General features: G+C 33.0%; 18 protein-coding genes. 2 read left to right on the forward strand and 16 right to left on the reverse strand.

What is annotated here, in order from left to right; genetic code table 11:
- Both ACIQZG_RS15910 and ACIQZG_RS15915 read right to left on the reverse strand, forming a co-directional pair.
- The coding region (locus tag ACIQZG_RS15910; protein WP_402756548.1) for a helix-turn-helix transcriptional regulator at positions 1-174 on the reverse strand (174 nt) is incomplete at its 3' end.
- A 430-nt stretch (positions 175-604) separates the two neighbouring features.
- Positions 605-1,102, reverse strand: coding sequence for a DUF6241 domain-containing protein (locus ACIQZG_RS15915; RefSeq protein ID WP_402756466.1), 498 nt, complete (start codon positions 1,100-1,102; stop codon positions 605-607).
- 181 nt (positions 1,103-1,283) lie between these two features.
- On the opposite strand from ACIQZG_RS15915, the gene ACIQZG_RS15920 reads away from it, so the two are divergent.
- A complete protein-coding gene (locus tag ACIQZG_RS15920; protein WP_402756467.1) occupies positions 1,284-1,838 on the forward strand; it encodes a hypothetical protein in 555 nt (184 codons plus the stop codon).
- Between the two features lie 285 nt (positions 1,839-2,123).
- Here ACIQZG_RS15920 and ACIQZG_RS15925 read toward each other — a convergent pair whose 3' ends face one another.
- The 12 genes from ACIQZG_RS15925 to ACIQZG_RS15980 all read right to left on the reverse strand — a co-directional run bounded on the left by ACIQZG_RS15925 (position 2,124) and on the right by ACIQZG_RS15980 (position 16,416).
- Complete coding sequence (locus tag ACIQZG_RS15925) at positions 2,124-3,791, reverse strand: primase C-terminal domain-containing protein (protein ID WP_402756468.1); 1,668 nt, start codon at positions 3,789-3,791, stop codon at positions 2,124-2,126.
- 642 nt (positions 3,792-4,433) lie between these two features.
- A complete protein-coding gene (locus tag ACIQZG_RS15930; RefSeq protein ID WP_402756469.1) occupies positions 4,434-5,960 on the reverse strand; it encodes a hypothetical protein in 1,527 nt (508 codons plus the stop codon).
- 211 nt (positions 5,961-6,171) lie between these two features.
- Positions 6,172-6,561 (reverse strand): DUF5388 domain-containing protein, encoded by a 390-nt coding sequence (locus tag ACIQZG_RS15935; RefSeq protein ID WP_402756470.1) that lies wholly within the window; start codon positions 6,559-6,561, stop codon positions 6,172-6,174.
- Between the two features lie 3 nt (positions 6,562-6,564).
- Positions 6,565-7,392: a ParA family protein gene (locus tag ACIQZG_RS15940; RefSeq protein WP_402756471.1), complete on the reverse strand. Its 828-nt coding sequence runs from the start codon at positions 7,390-7,392 to the stop codon at positions 6,565-6,567.
- 335 nt (positions 7,393-7,727) lie between these two features.
- Positions 7,728-8,774, reverse strand: coding sequence for a hypothetical protein (locus ACIQZG_RS15945; protein ID WP_402756472.1), 1,047 nt, complete (start codon positions 8,772-8,774; stop codon positions 7,728-7,730).
- Positions 8,758-9,918: a M16 family metallopeptidase gene (locus ACIQZG_RS15950; RefSeq protein ID WP_402756473.1), complete on the reverse strand. Its 1,161-nt coding sequence runs from the start codon at positions 9,916-9,918 to the stop codon at positions 8,758-8,760. Before ACIQZG_RS15950 ends, ACIQZG_RS15945 begins: the two co-directional genes overlap by 17 nt.
- A gap of 14 nt (positions 9,919-9,932) precedes the next feature.
- Positions 9,933-10,931 (reverse strand): phosphoenolpyruvate carboxykinase (ATP), encoded by a 999-nt coding sequence (locus tag ACIQZG_RS15955; protein ID WP_402756474.1) that lies wholly within the window; start codon positions 10,929-10,931, stop codon positions 9,933-9,935.
- On the reverse strand, positions 10,900-11,613 hold the full coding sequence (locus tag ACIQZG_RS15960) for a nucleotidyltransferase domain-containing protein (RefSeq protein ID WP_402756475.1): 714 nt from the start codon (positions 11,611-11,613) through the stop codon (positions 10,900-10,902). The genes ACIQZG_RS15955 and ACIQZG_RS15960 overlap by 32 nt, the downstream gene beginning before the upstream one ends.
- On the reverse strand, positions 11,606-12,439 hold the full coding sequence (locus ACIQZG_RS15965; RefSeq protein WP_402756476.1) for a hypothetical protein: 834 nt from the start codon (positions 12,437-12,439) through the stop codon (positions 11,606-11,608). Before ACIQZG_RS15965 ends, ACIQZG_RS15960 begins: the two co-directional genes overlap by 8 nt.
- A gap of 377 nt (positions 12,440-12,816) precedes the next feature.
- Positions 12,817-13,461 carry a CPBP family intramembrane glutamic endopeptidase gene (locus tag ACIQZG_RS15970; RefSeq protein WP_402756477.1) on the reverse strand — a complete coding sequence of 215 codons (645 nt, stop codon included), beginning with the start codon at positions 13,459-13,461 and terminating at the stop codon, positions 12,817-12,819.
- 87 nt (positions 13,462-13,548) lie between these two features.
- Positions 13,549-13,692, reverse strand: coding sequence for a hypothetical protein (locus ACIQZG_RS15975; RefSeq protein ID WP_402756478.1), 144 nt, complete (start codon positions 13,690-13,692; stop codon positions 13,549-13,551).
- Between the two features lie 1,170 nt (positions 13,693-14,862).
- On the reverse strand, positions 14,863-16,416 hold the full coding sequence (locus tag ACIQZG_RS15980; protein WP_402756479.1) for a primase C-terminal domain-containing protein: 1,554 nt from the start codon (positions 16,414-16,416) through the stop codon (positions 14,863-14,865).
- An 850-nt stretch (positions 16,417-17,266) separates the two neighbouring features.
- On the opposite strand from ACIQZG_RS15980, the gene ACIQZG_RS15985 reads away from it, so the two are divergent.
- The gene (locus ACIQZG_RS15985) at positions 17,267-18,979 is read left to right on the forward strand and encodes a helix-turn-helix domain-containing protein (RefSeq protein ID WP_402756480.1); all 1,713 of its coding nucleotides are present in this window, start codon (positions 17,267-17,269) and stop codon (positions 18,977-18,979) included.
- 627 nt (positions 18,980-19,606) lie between these two features.
- On the opposite strand, the gene ACIQZG_RS15990 is transcribed toward ACIQZG_RS15985, so the two are convergent.
- Complete coding sequence (locus tag ACIQZG_RS15990) at positions 19,607-20,263, reverse strand: zf-HC2 domain-containing protein (protein ID WP_402756481.1); 657 nt, start codon at positions 20,261-20,263, stop codon at positions 19,607-19,609.
- Entirely contained in the window at positions 20,250-20,741 is a 492-nt protein-coding gene (locus ACIQZG_RS15995; protein WP_402756482.1) for an RNA polymerase sigma factor, read from the reverse strand. The genes ACIQZG_RS15990 and ACIQZG_RS15995 overlap by 14 nt, the downstream gene beginning before the upstream one ends.
- Positions 20,742-21,451 lie beyond the last annotated feature (710 nt).

Raw genomic sequence — 21,451 nt, forward strand, 5'->3', positions numbered from 1 at the left:
ATTTGCGATTCTATAAGCTAACACTAAAGATGGTGAGTAATTATTCTTTTCCATCACAAAAATAGTTTGTTTGGAGACGCCAACTGCATCTGCCAAATCCTTTTGAGACATTCTCTTTAGCACTCTAAACTCATATACCTTGTTTACGATTGAATCACCAAAGCTCTCTTTCACAAGACCGCCTCCCTATATTTAACATAATAAAACATAGTTAGCAAAAAGTAAAGTTTAATTATACATTTTATAAAAAAAGTTTTATAAAATTATGGTTTGTATTTATATTTTATAACTAACACTTACTTTCTTATCAAACAAAGTGCCTCTCTCCCCTTTGTGCAGAAGGGAAAAGAAGCACCTTGTTTAGTCTACCAATCTAATAACAAAGAATCTATCCAACTAATGGATGAAAAGGGAATCAACATAACTAGGTAAACAGCCTTGAAAATATATAATTCCATACATTTCAACTTTACATAACAACTGAGTAAAGAAATAATAAAAAATAGATGCTAAAAATGACGCCACACCCTATTGCTAAATAAAAAACTATAGAATCTCCTGCCAAAAGAAATTTATCAGCTAGTACAAAGTAGTACAGCGTAAATCATCTACATCTATCATAGAAAGAGTGGAGTAGCTCATGGTCATCATAAACTGCTGAAAAATCACTTTTTCCCCAACGTTTTAATATATCTAAATATGTTTCATTATAATGAAAGACTTCTTTATGTTCTTCAACTATCTGCATCAAATTGTCAATTCGTTCCGATGTTATCACGATTGAACCTTTTTTTACATGTGTATCACCCATTTGGTGCGTCATATCTAGCATCACTTTTTGTACTAGACGCTCATCAAACGTTTTATCTCCACTTTTCCATTCATCAAGCATCTTGGAATGAACAGCATCTACCCAAGATAAGTCCATATCCTCGATTGATACAGGCTTTTCTTTTTTAGCTTCTTTTGAACTGCTATCTAATTCGTTTTCAGCAACTTTAGAAGCTTTATTTTCATAGTTCTTTTCCATAACCAAAAATGTACTGCCGATACTAAACAATGCTGTTAAAACAAATACACCTAAAACAGGTATCCACTTCATTTTCCCACCGCCAAAATTACCAATTTCAACCAAATTATCATATAGGATGCATTATGTAAACAACTTTATTTAGTTAAATAGAAAAAAATATTTTTTTTGGATTTTTTAACCTATTTTTAACCTTCGCTTGATAAAGTCATAGTTGTTCCAAAAATAAAACATACTATTAGGAGGTTTTTTTATGTCAGTTGCAGTAAGTAATTTTAGTAACATCTTAAAACAAATGAGAGATAGTTATACAGGAGAATCACCAAAAGAATTTTCTTTAGCAGAACATATTGGACTTCAAGCTTCTTCATTATCAGACGCTCCTGCCGATTTACAAAAAGTAACAAAAGAACACGAGCAAAATCTTACTAATTTTCATATCCAACAAGAAACAGGGTTACTCAACAATGTTCAATCATTAGAAAAGGATAAGAATCATTCATCATTTATGGATAAAATGAATAAAAACCGAGAAAACGCTAAAAAACAAGCAACTGAAATGATTGATAAATACTACAACAAATTAGAGGATATAGGAGTCAAACATCCTGAACAACAAGAACTAATTCTAGTACTTGCTGATAAAGTCGGAGCTTTTATGAAAGCCATTATGACAAAAATCATGGATGTTTTTGTTAGTGTCATAGCAACTGTAACGAAGGCAATTCGCCAAGCTATTGATTTTATTGCTTCTTCTTTCAAAACATTTGCTAATACAGCCAAAAATTTCTTTGCTGGGTTATTCTAAAAACATTCTAATGCCAGTCCCTAAATAGGGATTGGCATTTCTCATACTCAATACTCATTCCCTCAGAGTATTTACGTCTTACACTTCAACATAAAATAGTCGGTCAAGTCTATAGATCCCAAGTAGATATAATGGCGTTTGGCTTCGCCGAGAGGCTTCCCCAAGGGGGCTGGGCTAAAGCCCTTCACGCCCCTAAAACACAAATAACATCACACTATCTAAGAATCTTTACAACCTAAAGAAACATGGAATAAGAAATATGTATAGGCAGAGTGGAGTATTTAATTAGCCGGTGTGCATCATGGTTTCGGTCATAGTTAGCTGTTCGGTGAATGACTGTATTTGCCTCATTTTTTGTACATAGTTTACGAGTTTTGCGTAGCCTGCAATTGGTGCTAGTAATGCCAGGTGTTCGTCTATCATTGTGCTAATTGAGCTAGCGAAGCGTGTGCCTGCATCTTTTTTTAGCCAAATGATGTAGGCGATGTAGTGTTCGACTGTTGTCCAGCCTGTTTTGGCATTGCGTCCTTTGCCTGTTGTTGTTTTTAGTAGTTTGTTCGATTGTTTTAAGAGTTTGTTTAGGGAGCTGCTGGCAATGCCGATTTCGTTGCACAGCTCTTTTTGTGTACGCCAAATAAACGGTTCAGAAACTTGTTTTTCTGCCGTAATCCATTTACTAATATCTTCTTCCCATTCGTCGAAATGGCTACGCTCGCGGTCTGCGCGTGCTTTTTTATGCTTGTACCAAACGGATTGGCCAAATGAGATAGGCATGTCCATCTCGCTAGGCGCATATAATGCTAGTAGCTGCTCGACGTATTCTTTTTTTGGTCCGTGGTAGCGCCCTGAGTACGCTGATTCTAGGATTTTATTGAGGTCCTGTGGCTTTAGTGGTGAGCTTAATTGAGAGTTATATTCGTCGAGTAGATCGAATGCATAGGTTTGATCGCGTCCGTCTTGATAGCACACTAAAGCAAGCGTAAATAACAAGTTATTTCGCCCGATTTGTCCTTTTCGTCCTTTTACGTCCGTCGTTTGAATCAGCTGATAAAACCAGTCTGCATTTAAGAGAGATGGACTTTTTGTTTTTTGTGGCACGACAAATAGCCCGCGGCCTCGGTCTGCGTCTTGGCGTTGTGACCACGCGATCAGGGTTGTTGGGTTATATGTAGCGAGCTCGTTGAACCATTGTACGTTTTGATGGTTGGGCATGCGGAAAAAGCCAAAGTCGTTGCAGTACATATCGGCCTCGATGCTTGCTAGGCTACGCTTTAAGTTTTCTGAGATGCGTTTGGCCACTTTTAAGCTCTGAAACTTGTTTTTATTTGAGAGAAACATTGGCTCTGTGAGGGCAAAGTACACCTGATAGCCTCTGTCTGATGCTAGGATGAGTGTTGGTTCGCCGATGCTGTCATCGATGCATGCGAGCAGGATTTCATTTACGCTGTAGCTTTTTGTATCGATGTCTATGACGAATGTGTTGATTTGCTGCAGGTTTTCTTCTTCGAAACCTTTTATATAGCGACGTTCCTGATCTACATACTGGAAACGTCTGAAGACATTTGGCGTAAAATGTGTAATTTTATCGGCTTGTTCGATTAAGGTTTCTTTAGACGTTATGATATAGCCTTTGACGCCTGATGCAGTAAAATCAGCTTTATCTCGCACAGCAAAGATCGCCCCTTTTTTGTGGCGTTTGTCTTTTTCTTTTGCTAGTTGTTGTTCTAATATGTGTGCTTTTGATGATTTTGGGTTATATGTAAGTAATCCTTCATGCAAAACTATGTCTAAAATTCGTGTAAGCTTGTCTCTTTTATGCTCCGAAAACGCAAAAATAGCCATCAGCAATTCCCCCATTTCATATGAGTGAACGCCGACAGCTAAAAATGAGTGCACTAAAAAAGCATGACAAAATGAATTTTCAACTTTTTTATTGAAAATACGGTTTTGCATTGATATAATCAGTACAGCTTATTGTAAGAAATACATAACTGATGTGTTGGTAGCACAAAGTTATGCAGCCCTATCTGACGTTCACGATTGAGTTACTGTCAGTGGCGAAAATGTGTTGAAGTCATTCCAGTCCCGCTAAAGACTGTAGGAATGGCTTCTTTTATTTTGCCTTGACACTTATTTACATAGAATTATAAAGCCTTGAAAACGCTGATGCAATAGCTTTTTTCGCGGTTTCTCATTTGAATATATGCATATATCCATATATAAATATACGAATATATCTATATGCGAATATGTTAGTATATGTGTATATTAATATATGCATATATCCACAATAAACCCTGGTGCAAAGCGGTTTCTGAAATAGGAATATATACACATATTAATATATAGGTATACATGTATATGAATATATCCATATATGTATATATTCATATATTTTTTAGATTTAAAATTTTTTTTGGGGTACGTAGTAGATTAAGTGGGAAACACGAGAAAAAGCAGCGAATGATCCCGAATGTGAGGATGGTTCGCTGCTTTTAATCTTTGGCAGTGGGTTGTATTAAATCAGTAACTTAGAGGAATCTTTAAATATTCCTCTAAGTATTCTATACTTCCTTCTGAACTAATTTTATTTGGTTAACCAAGTACTACTTGTAATGATTTATTAATTTGTTGATCAGATGGCATACGGATATATTCCCGTTTACTTACAACACTTTCGATAATAGGTATCAATAATTCTGATGCAAAATCTTTTCTATTAGATGCGGCGTACATCTCTTTTATCAAGGTGCCATTTAACTTTTCTTTCAAACCATCTACAGTAGCTTTTGTTTCAATCTCATTAAGAATATAGTTGAATGCAAGTTCTTTAAATTCATGCTCAATGATATTTACCATATGTTTTGCATCATCTTCAATAAATCCACTAAGTATCGAATTTGACACTTTTGATGCACTACTACCACCTAAAAATGCACCAGCTAATCCTCCTATAACACCTCCAACAGCGTTTCCGATTATCGGGACTGCCGAGCCAATTGCAGCACCTGCAGCGGCACCTCCTACCCAACCAGCTGTTCCTCCTGCTACACTACTAACCGTATTTGTTAAATTTTTAAATAATTGTGCACCTGAAATACGTCCTCTAAAAATATCTGCAACATCAAATGAAGACATAATTGCAATCGTAATAGCACCAGTAATAATATTACCTCTAAGAAGTTTTGAAGCACTTTTCATTGCTGCAGCTCCATGTATGTTTTTTCCACTTCGGAAAGCGTTCACAAGATGTGCTGATGCTTTAGGGCCTATAGCATTAATGATATAGTCTGTTGTACCAACTAACGCACTGTTAACTGATGTTCTAGCTATTTGGCTAGCTAAAATAGAAGACACAAAGCTAATACCTCCAACTCGTATCCCTGCTACTACTGCTGCCTCAAGTGCAACTTCCATATCTTCACCGTTCCACATAGCTACCGCAAAACTAATCGTAGCAGTAATACCAAATGAAGAAAGTGCAACAATTGCTCCATTAGCGGCGTCATAAACTAACGATTCGACAGTACCAAATTTAGCAATATTTCGAACTTGCTCATATGTAAAATGTCCTTTACGAACTATTTTTTCTGCTTCACTAGGATCTGTAACACCCGGAACTTCTCCTCTACTTATTCTCTCTTTCATTGCTTGCACTGCACCATCATACTGATCAGAAGGAACTTCAACTTGCATCGGTTCACCATTAGTTGCAATATATTTAAACCTTCCGTTTTCAAAGCATTCACTGATTGTTTTAGAAGCTGAATTACAATACTTAGTTTGAATTTCAATACCATTGACAATACGGTCTGCTCCATTTTTTTTCAAATTGGTTCCTTCAATAGTCGCTTCGCGTAGCAATAACTTGTCCACTAAGTGATTCGCATTCTCTGCGGCAAAACCGTGGCCTCGTGGTGTATTAAAACGATCCATTGTATATGTAGTACTGGCATTGCTTACATTTCCGTATATAATTCCTGGGAAGTCTAAAGATTTAAACGTTGATTCAATTTCATGCTCTGGCAAATCAGATATTTTTTGTATTGTCACTCTATTTAATTGATTAACTAGCTGTTGTACTAAATGCTTTTGTTTTGCACTATATTTTTCTTGAATCATAATACTGACTCCTTTAGGTAAGCTATTTATTTAGTATCAAAAATATAAAGATTCGAATCGCATTGTTACTATCAACTAATCATGCATTGAAGATTAAATAAACCAAATCACCTATACAGTAGGATTATTTCCTTAATATCACACTAAAGTCCAAACAAAAAACAGCTTACGTATTTTAAAAAACACGTAAGCTGTTTTTTAATTGATTCGATTAGCGATCTCGCTTTTGAATGATATCTAAAACAAGATTAAAGGTTTTCTTTTCGTCTTTCACTAGGTTGGTTTCGATATACTCGTCCAGAAGAATATCGATTAGGGTGTCTACATTATCGGCTTTGCCCAGCTGAATGAGGGCATTTAGTCTATTACGTGTTGGTTTCGTTACGCGTACACTTGTGATTTGTGCTGCCTCACGTTTTTTTTGTGCCTTAGCAGGAGCTTTGGGCTCAGCTTGTGGTGGCGTTGGTTGTTGTTCCTGAGCAGAGACCTCAACTGTTGCTTCGTCTGTCGACTCTAGCTTGAACTCTTGATTTGGGACGATTTTAGGGCCACGTTGTAACAACTTTCTTTTTGGCTTCTCATTATTTAATAAATTACTCATTCGTTATACCTCCACTAGCTCTGCTTGAACGCGCGTGATGAATTCTTCTGCAATCGCATCGTAGCTTTTGTGTACTTTGCGATCGTGCATATCGTCATTTGTGATACCTGTGATGTCAAAGCGCTTTAGTCGCTCCATGTTATTTACGATATTTTTAAATAGATTTTCTTCCCCAAATATTTCACGTGCACTATCAAGTGTTGCTAAATCAACAGCTGCACCATTTTTCAAAAGCACTGGTAAGATACCAACGATATCTAAATCCGCACCGTAGTCGTCAATTAGTGATTGTAGGTAGCCAGTGAATACTTCTGCCCCTTGTAGACTACGTTCTTGTGTTTGCAGTACGACCACAACGAAATCTGATGCATAAAGCGCTGCGTCTGTGATGATTGAGATTGTTGGTGGTACATCAATAAAGATGAAGTCGTAATCTTTTTTTAATGGTTCGATTAATGAAGAAAAATATTGAACACGTGCTGTCGAATCGTTTGGAAACTTTTTCTCTAGGAAGCGAGGATATAATGCGAAATCACTGAAACTTGGTAGTAGGTACAGATTTTCTTTTATCTCTGTCACGATTTGTGCAAGATCCTCTTCTTGAATGGCAGCCATGAGTGTTTTATTGAATGCAACAATTTCATCTGACTCTAATGCTTTTGTTTTTAAATATAGTGATGTTGCGTTGGCTTGAGGGTCCTGGTCACATAAAAGCACCTTATACCCTTTCATTGATAATGCGTGCGCGATCATTGTACTGTTCGTCGTCTTGCCTGTCCCACCTTTAAAATTACCAAACGTTACGATAATTGCTTCTTTGTTTTCTGACACGTTCTTTTCCCCCAATCAGTTGGAATTATATGTTTTCTTCTTGCGTATATGTATATATTATAGCCGAGCTATTTGGGATTCACAAGTGGACTATTGCTTTTTAAAATGGGAAGAATGGCTTTGTCGTGGAATTTTCAGTTTTTTAAAATAGAGGTATATACATATATGTATATACCTCTATTTTAATTAAACTAAGATGGAATACTTGCTATCTTACCGAATTTAACTAAATAGAAAGGCCTGACAAGTTTAAAGACTTTGTCAGGCTTTCTGAGATCTTCTCACATATATAATCATGCAAAATACTGTATATGCTATCCTTTCTCATATAAGAATTATATAATTATACGTACTCCTAAATAAATAAGATAATTCAGAGTTAATATTGTAAGTGTAAAAATTATACCCCACAAAAGTAAAATTGACTTTTCTTTTTTTTCCATACCGTTCCATATATTTCTTTGCTCTTTTTTATAAAATAAAACAACATGCTGGACAAATCTGGGCCTAATTTTATAAACACTTGTAACTTCCTGGAAAAGATAATATCCATCTCCTTTAAAAAGAAATGGCCATAAAGATAGCACTAGAAAAATTAAAGTTCCTACTGCGAACATACAAAAATAGCTAGCTATAACCCGGAAGTCTAAATACCAAAATATCAGTCCCAAAATGGATTCAATACTTGCAGTACAAATAGTCATATTTATTACAAAGAAAAACATAGTAATTCTTTTTTGCCTTGATGCTAATAACATTTCAGACCAATTAATTGAGAGGGTTATAACGACACCCCAAATAACTCTTATATACCATTTTTTTATACTCATACCACTTTTGTGAACATATATAGCTAACCATATTTCATGAAAAATAGCTGCTAAAAAACCTATTAACAAGGTTGTTATGTTACGTGGCACACTAGCTAGGTTAAATTCTGTTAAACTTATTAAGGGTAGTATAGTAATTAAACCCAAAACATTAATTAAAATCCCTATAACTGTAACTATTTTAATATTTATATATTTAATAAGATAATTAACTATGTTATTAAGTAAACTATGAGGTAATGGAATAAAAATAACTTTTTTAATATATCCAAAAACCGATAACTTGTATTTCTTAGTACTTTCAATTAATATTTTTTTTTTTATTAATAACTCTATAAATAAAGAAATACTATTTCTAACTTTTAAGGGATAAGAATCAATCACTTCATTTATAGCACGAGGAGAATTATCAAATAAATTCAACAATTCATATTGATTCTGATTTAATGCCAAATATCCATTAGAACTAGCGACAAGTACTTTTCCATCTTCTCGATGCATACACTTACCCTTATCAACCCAGTGATATAAGTTATCAGTACGATTTAACATAATATCCCTCATTAATATTAGTATCTTCGTTAACTAATATTGCCTCTGATAATTCTTGGGCGGAGATCCACTTTGAGAAAGTTATTTGGCCAACATCTTTATTTTTTGGGGGGAAAATATGAGAGTAAGCTATTTTTTTCATTTCGCCAATAGGATTATCAGCTTTGATAAAATTTATTTTTTTTAATATTCGTAACGATATTGCGAGAGATTCATCTAGATTTTCGTTATTCACAAAAGTTTCCCATAAATTGTTAACACTAATTTTTAATTCATCTAAATTTTTTTTAGAAGTTTGAAATAAAAATAGTAAGACTGTACCCTCACTTATATTGGTTAAATTTTTAAGAATTCTATACGTTAACCCTTTTTCTTCACGGATTTCATTGTTTAATGTACTATGGAAACTATCAAGAAAAGCTGGACTAATATCTTTGTATGCTTCGGGAATTAAAATGCCAATTCCATAATAACACTGGTCCCTTTTCCCAATAATTTTTGACCATAATAGACTAGTCTTGTTTTCAAGATTATAGCCAACCGTGATTTTTGGAGTATCAACTTTATTAAATGCTGGAAAAACATCATTACTCATTGAATAATCTGATTTACCAGCAACTACAATTAATTTATTACTGTGAAATTTGTTTATTCCTTCCTCAATATCCGCCATCATAATATTTTCAACTGTCTTTTTAGTACCGTAAATACTATTAGTATATGGATTGTTTATACCTAAAATAGACTTAATAGTTAAATGTTTTAATTGTTCTAAAGGTTGCGAAATGTAATAGTTTATCTCCTCTACAACTACTTTTTTTTCCTTCTCTAAGTCCTCTTCGGATATATTTAAATTACTACTATTTATTGTTAATAAAAATTCCATTAATTTATTTACGTCTCCGGTAGTCGATTGACCCAAAAAACAGGTTACTTCATGTGAAGTAAATGCATTATATAATATACCCGATCTATCTAAATTAGATTGTGCTTGTTGAACTTTAGAATCTTTAAAATAAATATGCTCTAAGAAATGATGTAAGCCCTCTTTCCCCAATGGATCGTTTATGGATCCTGATTTTATCCATAACCCAATAGCTGTTGTATTGTAAAGTTTGTTGTTTTCGATGATAAGTTGAGTCATAAATGAATCCACCCCTATAATTGCTTTTTATAATCATATTGATTTTTAACAATTATTACTTCAATATTTGCTAACCGTTTTGCTACTTCTACTATTAAAGTATAAGAAATATCTTTATCAATAAAATATTCATTCGGGAATAGATGTAGATACTTTATCATAATTTGCATTTTATCATTGAATTTATCAACTTTTTGGGAAAAAGTTGGATTTTTAGAGAGGCCCATTAAATAAATTTGATTAATTTCTTTAAAAGAAGAGTCATTTTCCACTAATTTTGTAACTTTTCTATAAACGTTATTATATTGCTCTATATTACTATTACTCTTATTTTTTTCTGTAGAATATTCTTTAATGTATTGACCAAAGCCAACAATATCCTTATTACTAATAAATGTAATTTCATCCGATATAATTGAAAAGTTCTTTTCAATTAAATTTTGAGCAAAAGTGGTTTTACCACTTTGAGAATTCCCTAATATTAGTTTGTATTCACTGTTATTTTTCACCAAGCAACTATGAACCGGTAAATACCCTGCACCTATATATTGATCGATTATTATACCCTCTATAATTTTCGTTATTATAGATAAGGATGTAAATATATCCTCTATACATGGGGCAATTATTCGTAAAAAGTGACTACTTTCACTTTTAATAAAAATTGTATTTTCATATTTATAAATTGTAGAATTATAATTATCCTTCCCTTTTTTAATACCTTGAATATTCTTTAACCAGGTAAAATCTCTTTCTAAATCTGTTTCTTCACTTATTTCTATTTTGATAAGAATTACTGATGAGAATTTTGGTATTTTAGAATTCAAATTATAATATCCATTAAGTTTTTTAAAAATTTCATTATTCTCACAACTTATAATAATAGTTAGAAATCCTACATTAAAACACTTGTTATATTTTCCTAGTATTTTTTTAGGGTCAAAATTAGAAAGAAAATCTTTTTCTAATATTTCCATTCTCTCAGTGAAAAGTATTACTGGATTGATAGGCATCTAATTCCCTCCTTATAAAATCCATTAATATTTTTAAATGTTTATTTATATATTTTTCATTATAATTAAATCTTAATTTAATGTAGCTATCATATATATTTGGAGGTAAATATTTTTCTAAAAGAATGGGCTGCCACTTTATATTTAAAGTGTAGATTGAATTTGATAATAAAATAGCTATTCCCCAAGAATCAATAGCCTTCTCAATACAATTTTGCTTTATATATTTGTTACTATGCTTAGCATCATTAATAAAATTAAAACATTGCCATACAAATTTTTCTATTATATATTTAGGACATTTATTTAAATTATAGATTTTTATAGATTCCTCTATTAGGTTTAAAGGATCGTATATAATATCACCATGTATTATCCTTCCTGCCAAAAGGTTAACATCTAATAATTTCATGGCTATTTCAGTATAAAAATCTTTTAATAATAATTCATAGGTATTCTTATCAAAAAGAGTTACATGGATTTTAAATCCCTCTGAAGTAATTATAGGCAATTCTTTATATTTTTTATTAACTACTTTATTTACTAAAGTTATAAAATCAATATCAGAATTCTCCTCTGCTACTCCCATTACAGTTGAGCCGTGTTGAACTATTCCTAAAACTTCATATCCCAAATTGTTCACACTTTTTATGATGAATTCTTCATAGTCCTTTTTATTCATATATTTTCTCTCTTATTTGATTTAGAGTCATAGGTTTTGATTTACTAATAATATTCTTTAATATATCCCCTGAATTTACCCCATTATCATAAGTACTCCATTGCCTACTAATTAAAGAAATCTTATCTTGATTGGATACATTATGAATATTTCCTTGAATCAATAGAATTACATCGTCTATCTGAGTTAGCTCCGAAGGTTTTGTCATAATATCCAATAAAAATTTTTTATCGATATTATGCATACTTTTGATTTCATACTTAACTTTTCTTTTATAATCAGGGAAATATTTAAACAGCGTTATTTGATCTATTCCCAATAAACGTGGCAAACAGAATACATGACCGTTTTTATGAAAAATAACTAATTCATCTGTATATATTTCTCCACCTTTGGAATGTAAATAAATAGACGAGGAGGATTTACCTGAACCTTTATCTCCAATAATTAGAACTACCCTATTATTTATTTTTACGCAAGCTGCATGAACAGAGGCTGCAGTATCTTTAGTTAAGTTATTCCTTAATAAATTCGTGAGCTCACTTCTAAGAACACCATAAATAGCATTACTTTCTGAATTAACTGAAAATATAACCGATGTTTCATTATCACATCTTGAAACTAATACGAATTCCGATTTAATAATTAATTTTTTTTTCTTTTTCCATATTTCAATTTTTGTATCTGGGTTCCTTTCTGCAAATTCAAAACCTTCTGGAATAACTATATTACCGAAACTGTATTGGATATAATTATTATCTAATAAATATCCAAAATACGGTGATTCTTCCTTTAATAAATCGATTATAGTATCAAAAGTTTTCATAATATATACTCTCCTATTTACATTTTTTAGTTAAATTGTGTTAATGTTCAGATAATGATAAAAAGAGGAGGGATAGTTTTGCTTATACTATTAATGATTATCTATTTTTATGCAGTATTAAATTTATTTATAGGGATACTTCAAATCTTTAAACAAATGATACCAATTAGAAATACCTTATTATTTATTCTAGGAAGTATAAGTATTTTGGTAACATTATTTTTAATTAAAACCCCCCCTTTGTTTTTAATATTTTTAATAGTAGGATTTATTTTTATACAAATAGGGGCTATTTTTAATGGTATTTACTTACATGGTAAAATGACTATAAGTCATCAATTAATAAGATTTTCATTGTTGATAATAATTACGATTTTTTATTTGGAGTTTATATAGGGTGGCAATAAATATAATGATAATTGAATAGTATTTATTATCATATGTAATATAATAGTATTGATAACACTATTTGTTTTTATATAACATAGTCCTAAAACAAGACCATAAATTGATATAAAAATTAGATTAAATACATTAAATTGAAAATGTAAAACTACAAATATAATTGTACTTATAATAAGTCCTAACCAAATGTTCACTTCACTGACTTTACCCAATAAAAACTTCCTGCATATTATCTCCTCTATTATAGGTGCAAAAATCAATATATTGAATATTCGATATTTAGGGTTAATTCCAATTATATTTAAAGCTTCCTCAGAGCTAGAAGATATATTGCCTAAAATATAATTTTCTACTATCAAGATTAATATTGCTATTAAAGAGAAAAAAAATAAGTATTTATAGCTAATTATAAAATCCGTAAAACCTATATTCTTTGTAAAAAGCAAATATAAAATAAATACGATAATAATTATAAAACTCCTCATTAAAAGCACCGTATCAGTTGTTAAATTAAATGAATTATTTTTCATGTTTAAAAACAATGATCTAACCACAACTTCAATTAATAAATAAACAAAAAATATCATTATACTGGATATTAGAATACTATATTTCAATAAATCCCCCCCTAAAATACTAATCTATAAGGAAAAGATATTTTAATCTCCAATAGGAGATTAAAATATCTTTTCTTTTTTTATTTTTTAAGAAAGAATCCAGTTTAATAAAAAATATTTTTTGGCAAGGAACCCAGATTCACAACTATCAAATTCTTCAATAGTCTCAAAATTCATAAAGTCTACTTGCTCAACTTTATTTTCATTTTCCTCTAATAAATACTTTTCCATGTTTTTTTCCCCCAATTCTATTTTTTCGACGGCCGTCTAAGTTCATAATATTTTAAATATTTAGATTAATCAATTTTTTTAATAAACAAAATATCAACAAATTAACCTATATTTGGTATATTGGCAAGCTGATTCAACAAATAAGGGCCCCTTAATGTAGTTTCATGTAAATATTTGTTTTTAAAATAGTTAATAAATTATTTAAATTCAGAAAGAAAATTAATTCCTTAAAATCTTACACAAGCAAATAGAGATGGGTGAACATTTATTATTTTCTATATAGACTAAAATATAAGTTCAACTTAGTTAACTTATAAATTGGCTAATCTATTTGAAATTACTTCTATATATCAGAAATAAGGTTGTAGTGCGAAATCACTGAAACTTGATAATAAGTATAGCTTTTCTTTTAACTCTGTCACGATTTGCGCTAGATTCTTTTCTTGGATGGCAGCCATTAATGTTTTGTTAAAAGCAACAATTTCATCTGATTCTAATGCTTTTGTTTTTAGATATAGTGATGTTGCGTTGGCTTAAGGATCCTTGTCACATAAAAGTACCTTGTAACCTTTCAGCGATCATAGTGCTATTCGTCGTCTTACTTGTCCCACCTTTAAAATTACCAAACGTTACGATAATTGCTTCTTTGTTTTCTGCCACGTTCTTCTCTTACAATCAGTTGGAATTATATGTTTTCTTCTAGCGTATATGTACATATTGTAATATTAAAAAATTGGGCATGTAAAAGGGATTTGAAATTAATAGTGACGGGAGAGAATAGTTTACTGTATAGGTTTAGATCGCTTTTTATTATGATATATGAACAAATACATATATGAATATATACGTATATGTATTTGTTTATTTACTTGAAAAAGCTGATGGAAAATAGCAGAAGAGTAGTTTTGAATTCAATCTTTTGTTGCCACGTATTTATACGAGAACACTATCTATTCGCATTTGTTGGTAACTTGTTTTCAAGTACCACAGCTATTTGGGTTTTCTTTTCGTCTTCCAGGAGAATATAGATTAAGTGATTCACATAATCTGCTTTGCCCGGCTATGGGAACGCTCCATAATATAGACACCATATTCCTACCTCTAGTAAACTACACTCCCCAACAACCCAGACGTAAATAGAAATATGTAAAGGCAGACTGGAGTATTCAATCAACCTGACTCCTCAAAGGATTTCTCGATGCGTATTCGGTCAATCGGATTAAAGATAAGCTGATCTAAGTATGTCATTAATTTTTCGTAACCACCTAGCTGTTCAAGCTCTTCTGTCCATTCATGAATCATTTGGATAAGCTGACTACGATATTTCGCTTTCGTAGCTCGTAATAATTGCATGACATGCTGAATAAACAGGTGAACAGTTGTCCAGCCTGTTTTGGCGTAACGGCCCTTACCTGTCACTGTTTTTAGTAGTTTTTTAGAAGATTTGAGTACCTCGTTCAATGTACTTTGTGGAATGCCAATGGCTTCACACATGTCTTTTTGTGTACGCCAAATAAACGGTTCAGAAGGGTTATTTTCTGCCGTGATGTAGGTGATGATGTCTTGTTCCCATTCGTCGTAATGACTGCGTGTACGGTCTTCTCTGTCTTTTTTAAACTTATACCAAACATGTCTCCCTACATTCACTGAAATGGACTGGCCGTTATATACATGCAGTTCTAATAATGCCTCAATATATTCTTTACTTGCCCCTTTGTACTTACCAGAGTAAGCCGAGTGCAGGATACTTTGTAGTACTGCTCCTTGTAATGGGAACCGAAGACGAGAATTGTACTCATCCATAAAATCGAATGTGCGTGCTTTATCCCATCCTTCACTAAAGCACACTAGTGCAAGCGTAAAAATTGTATTATTACGCCCGATTTTCCCTTTCTGTCCTTTTACATCAACTGCTTGAACTAATGCTTGAAACCACTCTGAATCTATCACTGAGGCTTTTGATAGCTTTGTAGGTACGACAAATAAAGGTCGCTCGATGCTGTCATCGCAACGAGTGGACCAATTGATGAATTCTGCCATGCTATATGTATGATCTAACTGGGCAAAGACGATATTAGAGGCTTTTGGCAAACGGAAGAAGCCAAAGTCATTACAAAACATATCTGCATCTACGTCTTTCAAACTTCTTTTTAGATTATCAGAGATGCGTTTTGCTACAGCTAATCCACGAAAATCATTTTTATTGGAGATAAATAGTGGTTGTTCTAATGCAAAGTACACCTGGTACCCACGGTCTGAAGCGACAATTAACGTTGGTAGCCCAATAGAATGGTCCATACACGTTAGTAAAATATCCTGTACCGTGTGCTTTCTTGTATCAATATCGACCACGAACGTGTTTATTTGCAGTAAATTACGCTCTTCAAATCCACGCACCATGCGTCTTGCCTCATCCGTATAACCATACTGACGGTACACGTTGGGTGTAAAATGCGTTAAGCCTGGTGCATCTTCAAGTAATGTTTCTTTTGACGTCACAATGTAGCCCTTAACACCAGTTGTTTGGAAGTCTGCTTTCGAACGCACGACAAAGACAGCCCCCTTCTTCGAGCGAGCATCGAGTTTCGCGGCTTCTACTCGTTTCGGAAGTGGCGCTTTAGAATATTTAGTTTTATATGTAGTCAGCCCCTCGTGTAAAAGTACGTCATAGACCTGTCTAAGATTAACGGATACTGGTTCATTTTGTACTGCTGCCTGTGCCATTGTGGTTCACCTCTTGTCCTTAAAACGTTCTATTTCACTAAGGACAAGTATAATAAATGAACCATCTACAAAATGGCCCCCTCTAAGCGTTTTTGAACCACTTTTTCAAACCACTTTTTTTCTTAGAGCCACAAGGGATTGCGGGATTTTGAAAAAAAAAGTTTCTATGACGAGTTCCCGAAAAAATGAACCATAATTTCGAATATGAACCACCATTTAAAATGAACCGTAATATCCTATAAACATTGATATAACAGTATTTATAGCACTTCTAGTAACTTCTCTAAGTACACCTAGTTCCCGAAAAAAAGAGGCGCTGGTTCATTTTTTAGTACACCTAGTTCCCGAAGTTGTTCTAAATATGAACCACTTCTAAATCACTTTGTTGATATAACTGCATTTCTAAGTACACCTAGTTCCCGAAAATACGGTAAGTATACCTAGTTCCCGAAAAACGACTAAAAATGAACCACTTTAGTACACCTAGTCCCCGAAAATTGGTTCATTTTATACATCATCATCATCATAAGGTTCATTTCAATTTAAAATCCTACTAGGTTTACTACAACATGAATTCATTTCGCTAAAAATCCGTATCTCATGATACCATACTACCAAGTTCATTCTTTAGTACACTTAGTTCTCGAAACATGAACCACTTTCGCAGTTTTTGAACCAATTTTGATTCCTAACCATACCTAGTTCCCGAAAAAAGTCGATTTTTATCGAATTATGAACCAAAAGTGGTTCATTTTATCGTTCTAACTACGAAAATGGTTCATAAAGAATTGGCTATTCGTTTATCTTTGTTATACTAAGAGTAATGATAGAATGCACGAGGTGAACCAGAATGTCTTATAAAGATTTACCTGAACGTATGATTATTAAAAACGAATGGCTACCTCTAGTCATATTGGAAGAGGCATTACCTATATTCCAATCAGATGTACGCTATATAGAATCTTTTGAACGCTGGGTACACGATGCTTCATTAATGAGCACTAATGTCACACATACGCCTTCCCAGAGCTTTCAAATACTTTGTAATTTCTTTAAGGATTCTTTATACCCCAATCAACCTTTAACGAAATTGATGATTCGTAATGCGATTCACAACTATACAGATTCCATCCTTGCTGAAGTAGATCCTTATCTACAAAATGAAATGTCTTCTCACGAAAATGAACCACATCATGGTGACGTAATAGAGCAAGTACTAGATAACGATTATATGTACGGTACTATGCACTCTGATTATCAATTGATGCGTGATTTAGTCACAAAGAAGAAGCAATTTGTTGAAAACGAAGAGGGGTTGTACGGAGCTGAGATTCAGGATAATAAGGGGATTGTACGTGGGAAAGCTGAAGTACGTCCAATTGACATGGGGATTGCCAGTTCTGAAAAGCAACAAATGTGGTTATCCCTCATGGAATCTACGCTTAATTCACTAGATGAATGGACGGCCGACCTATTCGACTTAATTTCTTATTTGTGGATTGTGCAGCCTAAAGATGCTGATGGCTACATTAAATTCCATAGTGATGAAGCCTTAAAGCTTCGATTTGCTGATGCCATGAAGGAAGATTTCTATATACGTGAAAAAGAACGCTTTAGCATTATGAAGCGTGTCGCTGCTCTTTCAAGTATTTGGGTATCAATGCGTGGTGACAATATCACTGTTATTGATACGGAAAAAATTTCAGATGAACAGCAATATGATTTTACGACATTCAATCGCATGTTTGACATTGGGAGTTTGGATATGGCTTACGATAAAAAGACTGGGAAGGCAAAAGGGATTTACTCCTTACAAATTCGTCCTGCCCCTATTCTTTCGTATTATCTAAACAATGAGCAGCAATCGTTTGGGGCACTTGATTTAAAGGTCTTTCAATATAGCCACTATACACAACGCGAACATAAGCGTTTAACACGCTATCTAAATTACCAATGGAAAATACGCGCGCTAAAACGCACCTTACATCAGCCGTTTAAGATTAAGACACTATTGGATGTTGTGGCTTTCCCTAAAAGCTATAACGGTGTACAAATACGTGATCGTCTTGAGTCTGTACTAGACGATCTTCAGCACGATCAAGTCATCAAGAGCTGGTATTACACAGAACCAATTGATGAAGGACGTATCGGGAAGCGTTTTTGGATCCAAAAATATTGGAGTCCACTTACGTTGGTCATCGTTCCACCAGATGAAATTATTGCGGAGAATTTGAAGAAGATTAATATCGCAGCTTTGTCTTCACCTGTTGTAAATGAAATTGCTGCTACTGTCATGGCCTCACCTATCACAGAACAGCTATCAGGTACATCCGAACAAATTTCAATGAGTCTAGATGAACACAAGCCGGTTGAAATCTCTCCAGCGTATATAGCCGACTTAATAGAACAGGAGAAATTAAGTATCCGTAAAGCTGCTACGGAAATGGGACTTTCCCATAGTACCCTCCTTCGCTATTTGAATAAGCAAAACAAACGCTACAACAAGGCAAATATTGCAAAATTAGAACAATGGGCTGCGCAAAAACAACAAACGAAAAGATGAAAATAGAGGGCTATCAAATAGTTTGCTAGCCCTTTTTCTATTTAGAGAAAAACAAGAGAATCCCCAAAAAAAAAGATATTTATGGAAAGGTCGTTTCCTCAAAGATTGTTGCTGAAGACTAAAAGACAGATTTAATCTACAAAAAGTGTAGATTAAATTCTGTCTTTTTGGTTTGATATTTCGTGAATCGAAAATTTAACTAAAGCACTCCGTTAGCCATCCATGAAGCATCAGAATCAACAATTCACCACAGAAAATGAAAGATTATTACGTTCTTTCATGGGAGTTGAATAAAGAAAAAGGCTATGTTAAAAGAAAAGGTTGATTTATAACGTTAAGGAATCCGCTGTATATGCAAGTTTTTATTCAAAATATGATTCAGTGCAATTTCTTTTGAACAGCATTGAAAGCTTTGTTGTATCTAAGTTCAAACGATAGTGCATAAAAAGGTGTATATGAATGAAATACAGAAAAACACTTAATACATTGGTATGATAACGTTTTAAGTGTTTTATTTCGTCCCAAAACTTCCATTTGGGAACGTTTTTTGTATAATGAATTAATAAAATTTCACTTATGATACGGTTCTCCGTAACATGCTTAAATGCGGTTTTATTTACTTCCTATTTACCTCTCCCAAATCAACGTCATTTGTTGTAAAAGTTCTTCCCATGTTTGCTCTTTTTCTTTGGTTACTTTATCAAGTTCAAAGTCCCCATAGTAAACTGCATCAACAGTTTCACTATCTCCTAACAATAATCGTTCAGGTCCAATTCTTTTTTCCTCTCGTAAAAAGTTATTAGTAGGCGAATGGGCGATTGTTTTAACATAATAAATTAAGCTAATTTTTTTTACTTCCCCATCTATTTCAACTTCTAAAGGGTGTGTCGTATGCGATCCTGCATGACTTTCTCCAAAATAATTTAAAACAAGCGTTCCATCTGCCGTTTCTTCAAGTTCAAATAAATCTGCTGTATAAGGAATGGGCTTTTCGTAATGAAATATGAATGAAAATAGTGCAAATCCTATTAATGTGGTCGTTAAAACAGAACCAAAAATAAGAAGCCATTTTTTGCGATTCCATCGTTTCTTAAGCTGACTGAACAAAGTGGCTTTATTTTCAATTGGTACATAAAGCGTTCCTTTCATTTGCTCATATTCATTTCTACAATCCTCACATGTAAGTAAATGCTCATTAACTAACGATTTCGTATCATCACTTACTACCTCATCTACATAAAGTGGCAGCAAATCTTGAATGACTGTACATTTAATATCTTTCATCTTGTTTCGCCTCCATATACGCTGTTATTTTCTTTTTTGCACGGAAATACGTTACTCTAGCCCAGCCATCACTTTTTCCAAATAAATGCCCAATTGCCTCAAAAGAAAGCTCACCAAATGTTCGAAGGGAGAAAACTTCTTTATATGGCTCTTCCATTGCGTGTAAAAATCGATGAATCACCAACGCTCGTTCTTCGTCCATCAAATAATCTACAAGTTGGACATCCTTTTGCGCTGAATTTCCTTCCATGTTTATCACTCGTTTTTGCTTTTTATAATGCGTAAAGTATGTATTTTTAGCGATTGTAAAAAGCCACGCTCTCACATCTTTTTTGCCATCAAACTGATGAACCGATTTCAGCGCCTTAAAAAATGTTTCTTGTGTAATTTCTTCTGCTATATCCTTGTCAGCTACTAAAGACTTTGTATATAAGTAAACATCATGAAAATACGCTTGATAAATTTCCTCAAAGTTCACTTTCTCCCCTCCTTCACTTAAATAACTAACGAAATAATAAAACGTTACAAGATTTTCAAAAAATAAGTAGACATATTCATTTTATCTGAATATGCCTAAGTATTAATTAAATATTTATGTGCTAAATAATGCGATTTTTTTCGAATATAGGTTATTGAACATATTCCATATACCCTAGTAACTAAGCACCAATAAAAATAACAAGTATGCCTATTATTGAGCTTAAAAGTAACCCGGATTTTTGCCATGTAAAATAAGGCGCATCTATATCACTATGGTTATCATTCGTTCGTCAAAAAGCCCCCAAAGCGTCGTTTGGTCACATTTCTTAACTTAGCGTTGTAAATCCCCATAATTTTGAAGGTACTCCTTGTTGCACTAAACTGCTTCGTTAGTTAAATAACAATAAACCGTTGAATCTGCCTAAAAAACATCTGATAAATGCTGCTTTTTATCTTTTCTTAATGCTTCAACTGTGAAATAGTTAGATTTTTATCAAGCTGAAATAAGCATTTGCTCTACCCGATTTTCAAATGGCAAGTTCTTACGATTTTAAGCGAGCGTTAATCATATACGTATATATTAATATATGTATATATTTATATACTAATATATGCATATATTCATTAAATGGGAGTAGTTTCATAGCCTCAATCTACACGTATCTAGTCCTAGATACTAACCGCCATTATTATTAAAGCATTGATATG

It is taken from the genome of Lysinibacillus sp. NPDC096418, from assembly GCF_044762775.1.
GTDB lineage: Bacteria > Bacillota > Bacilli > Bacillales_A > Planococcaceae > Lysinibacillus.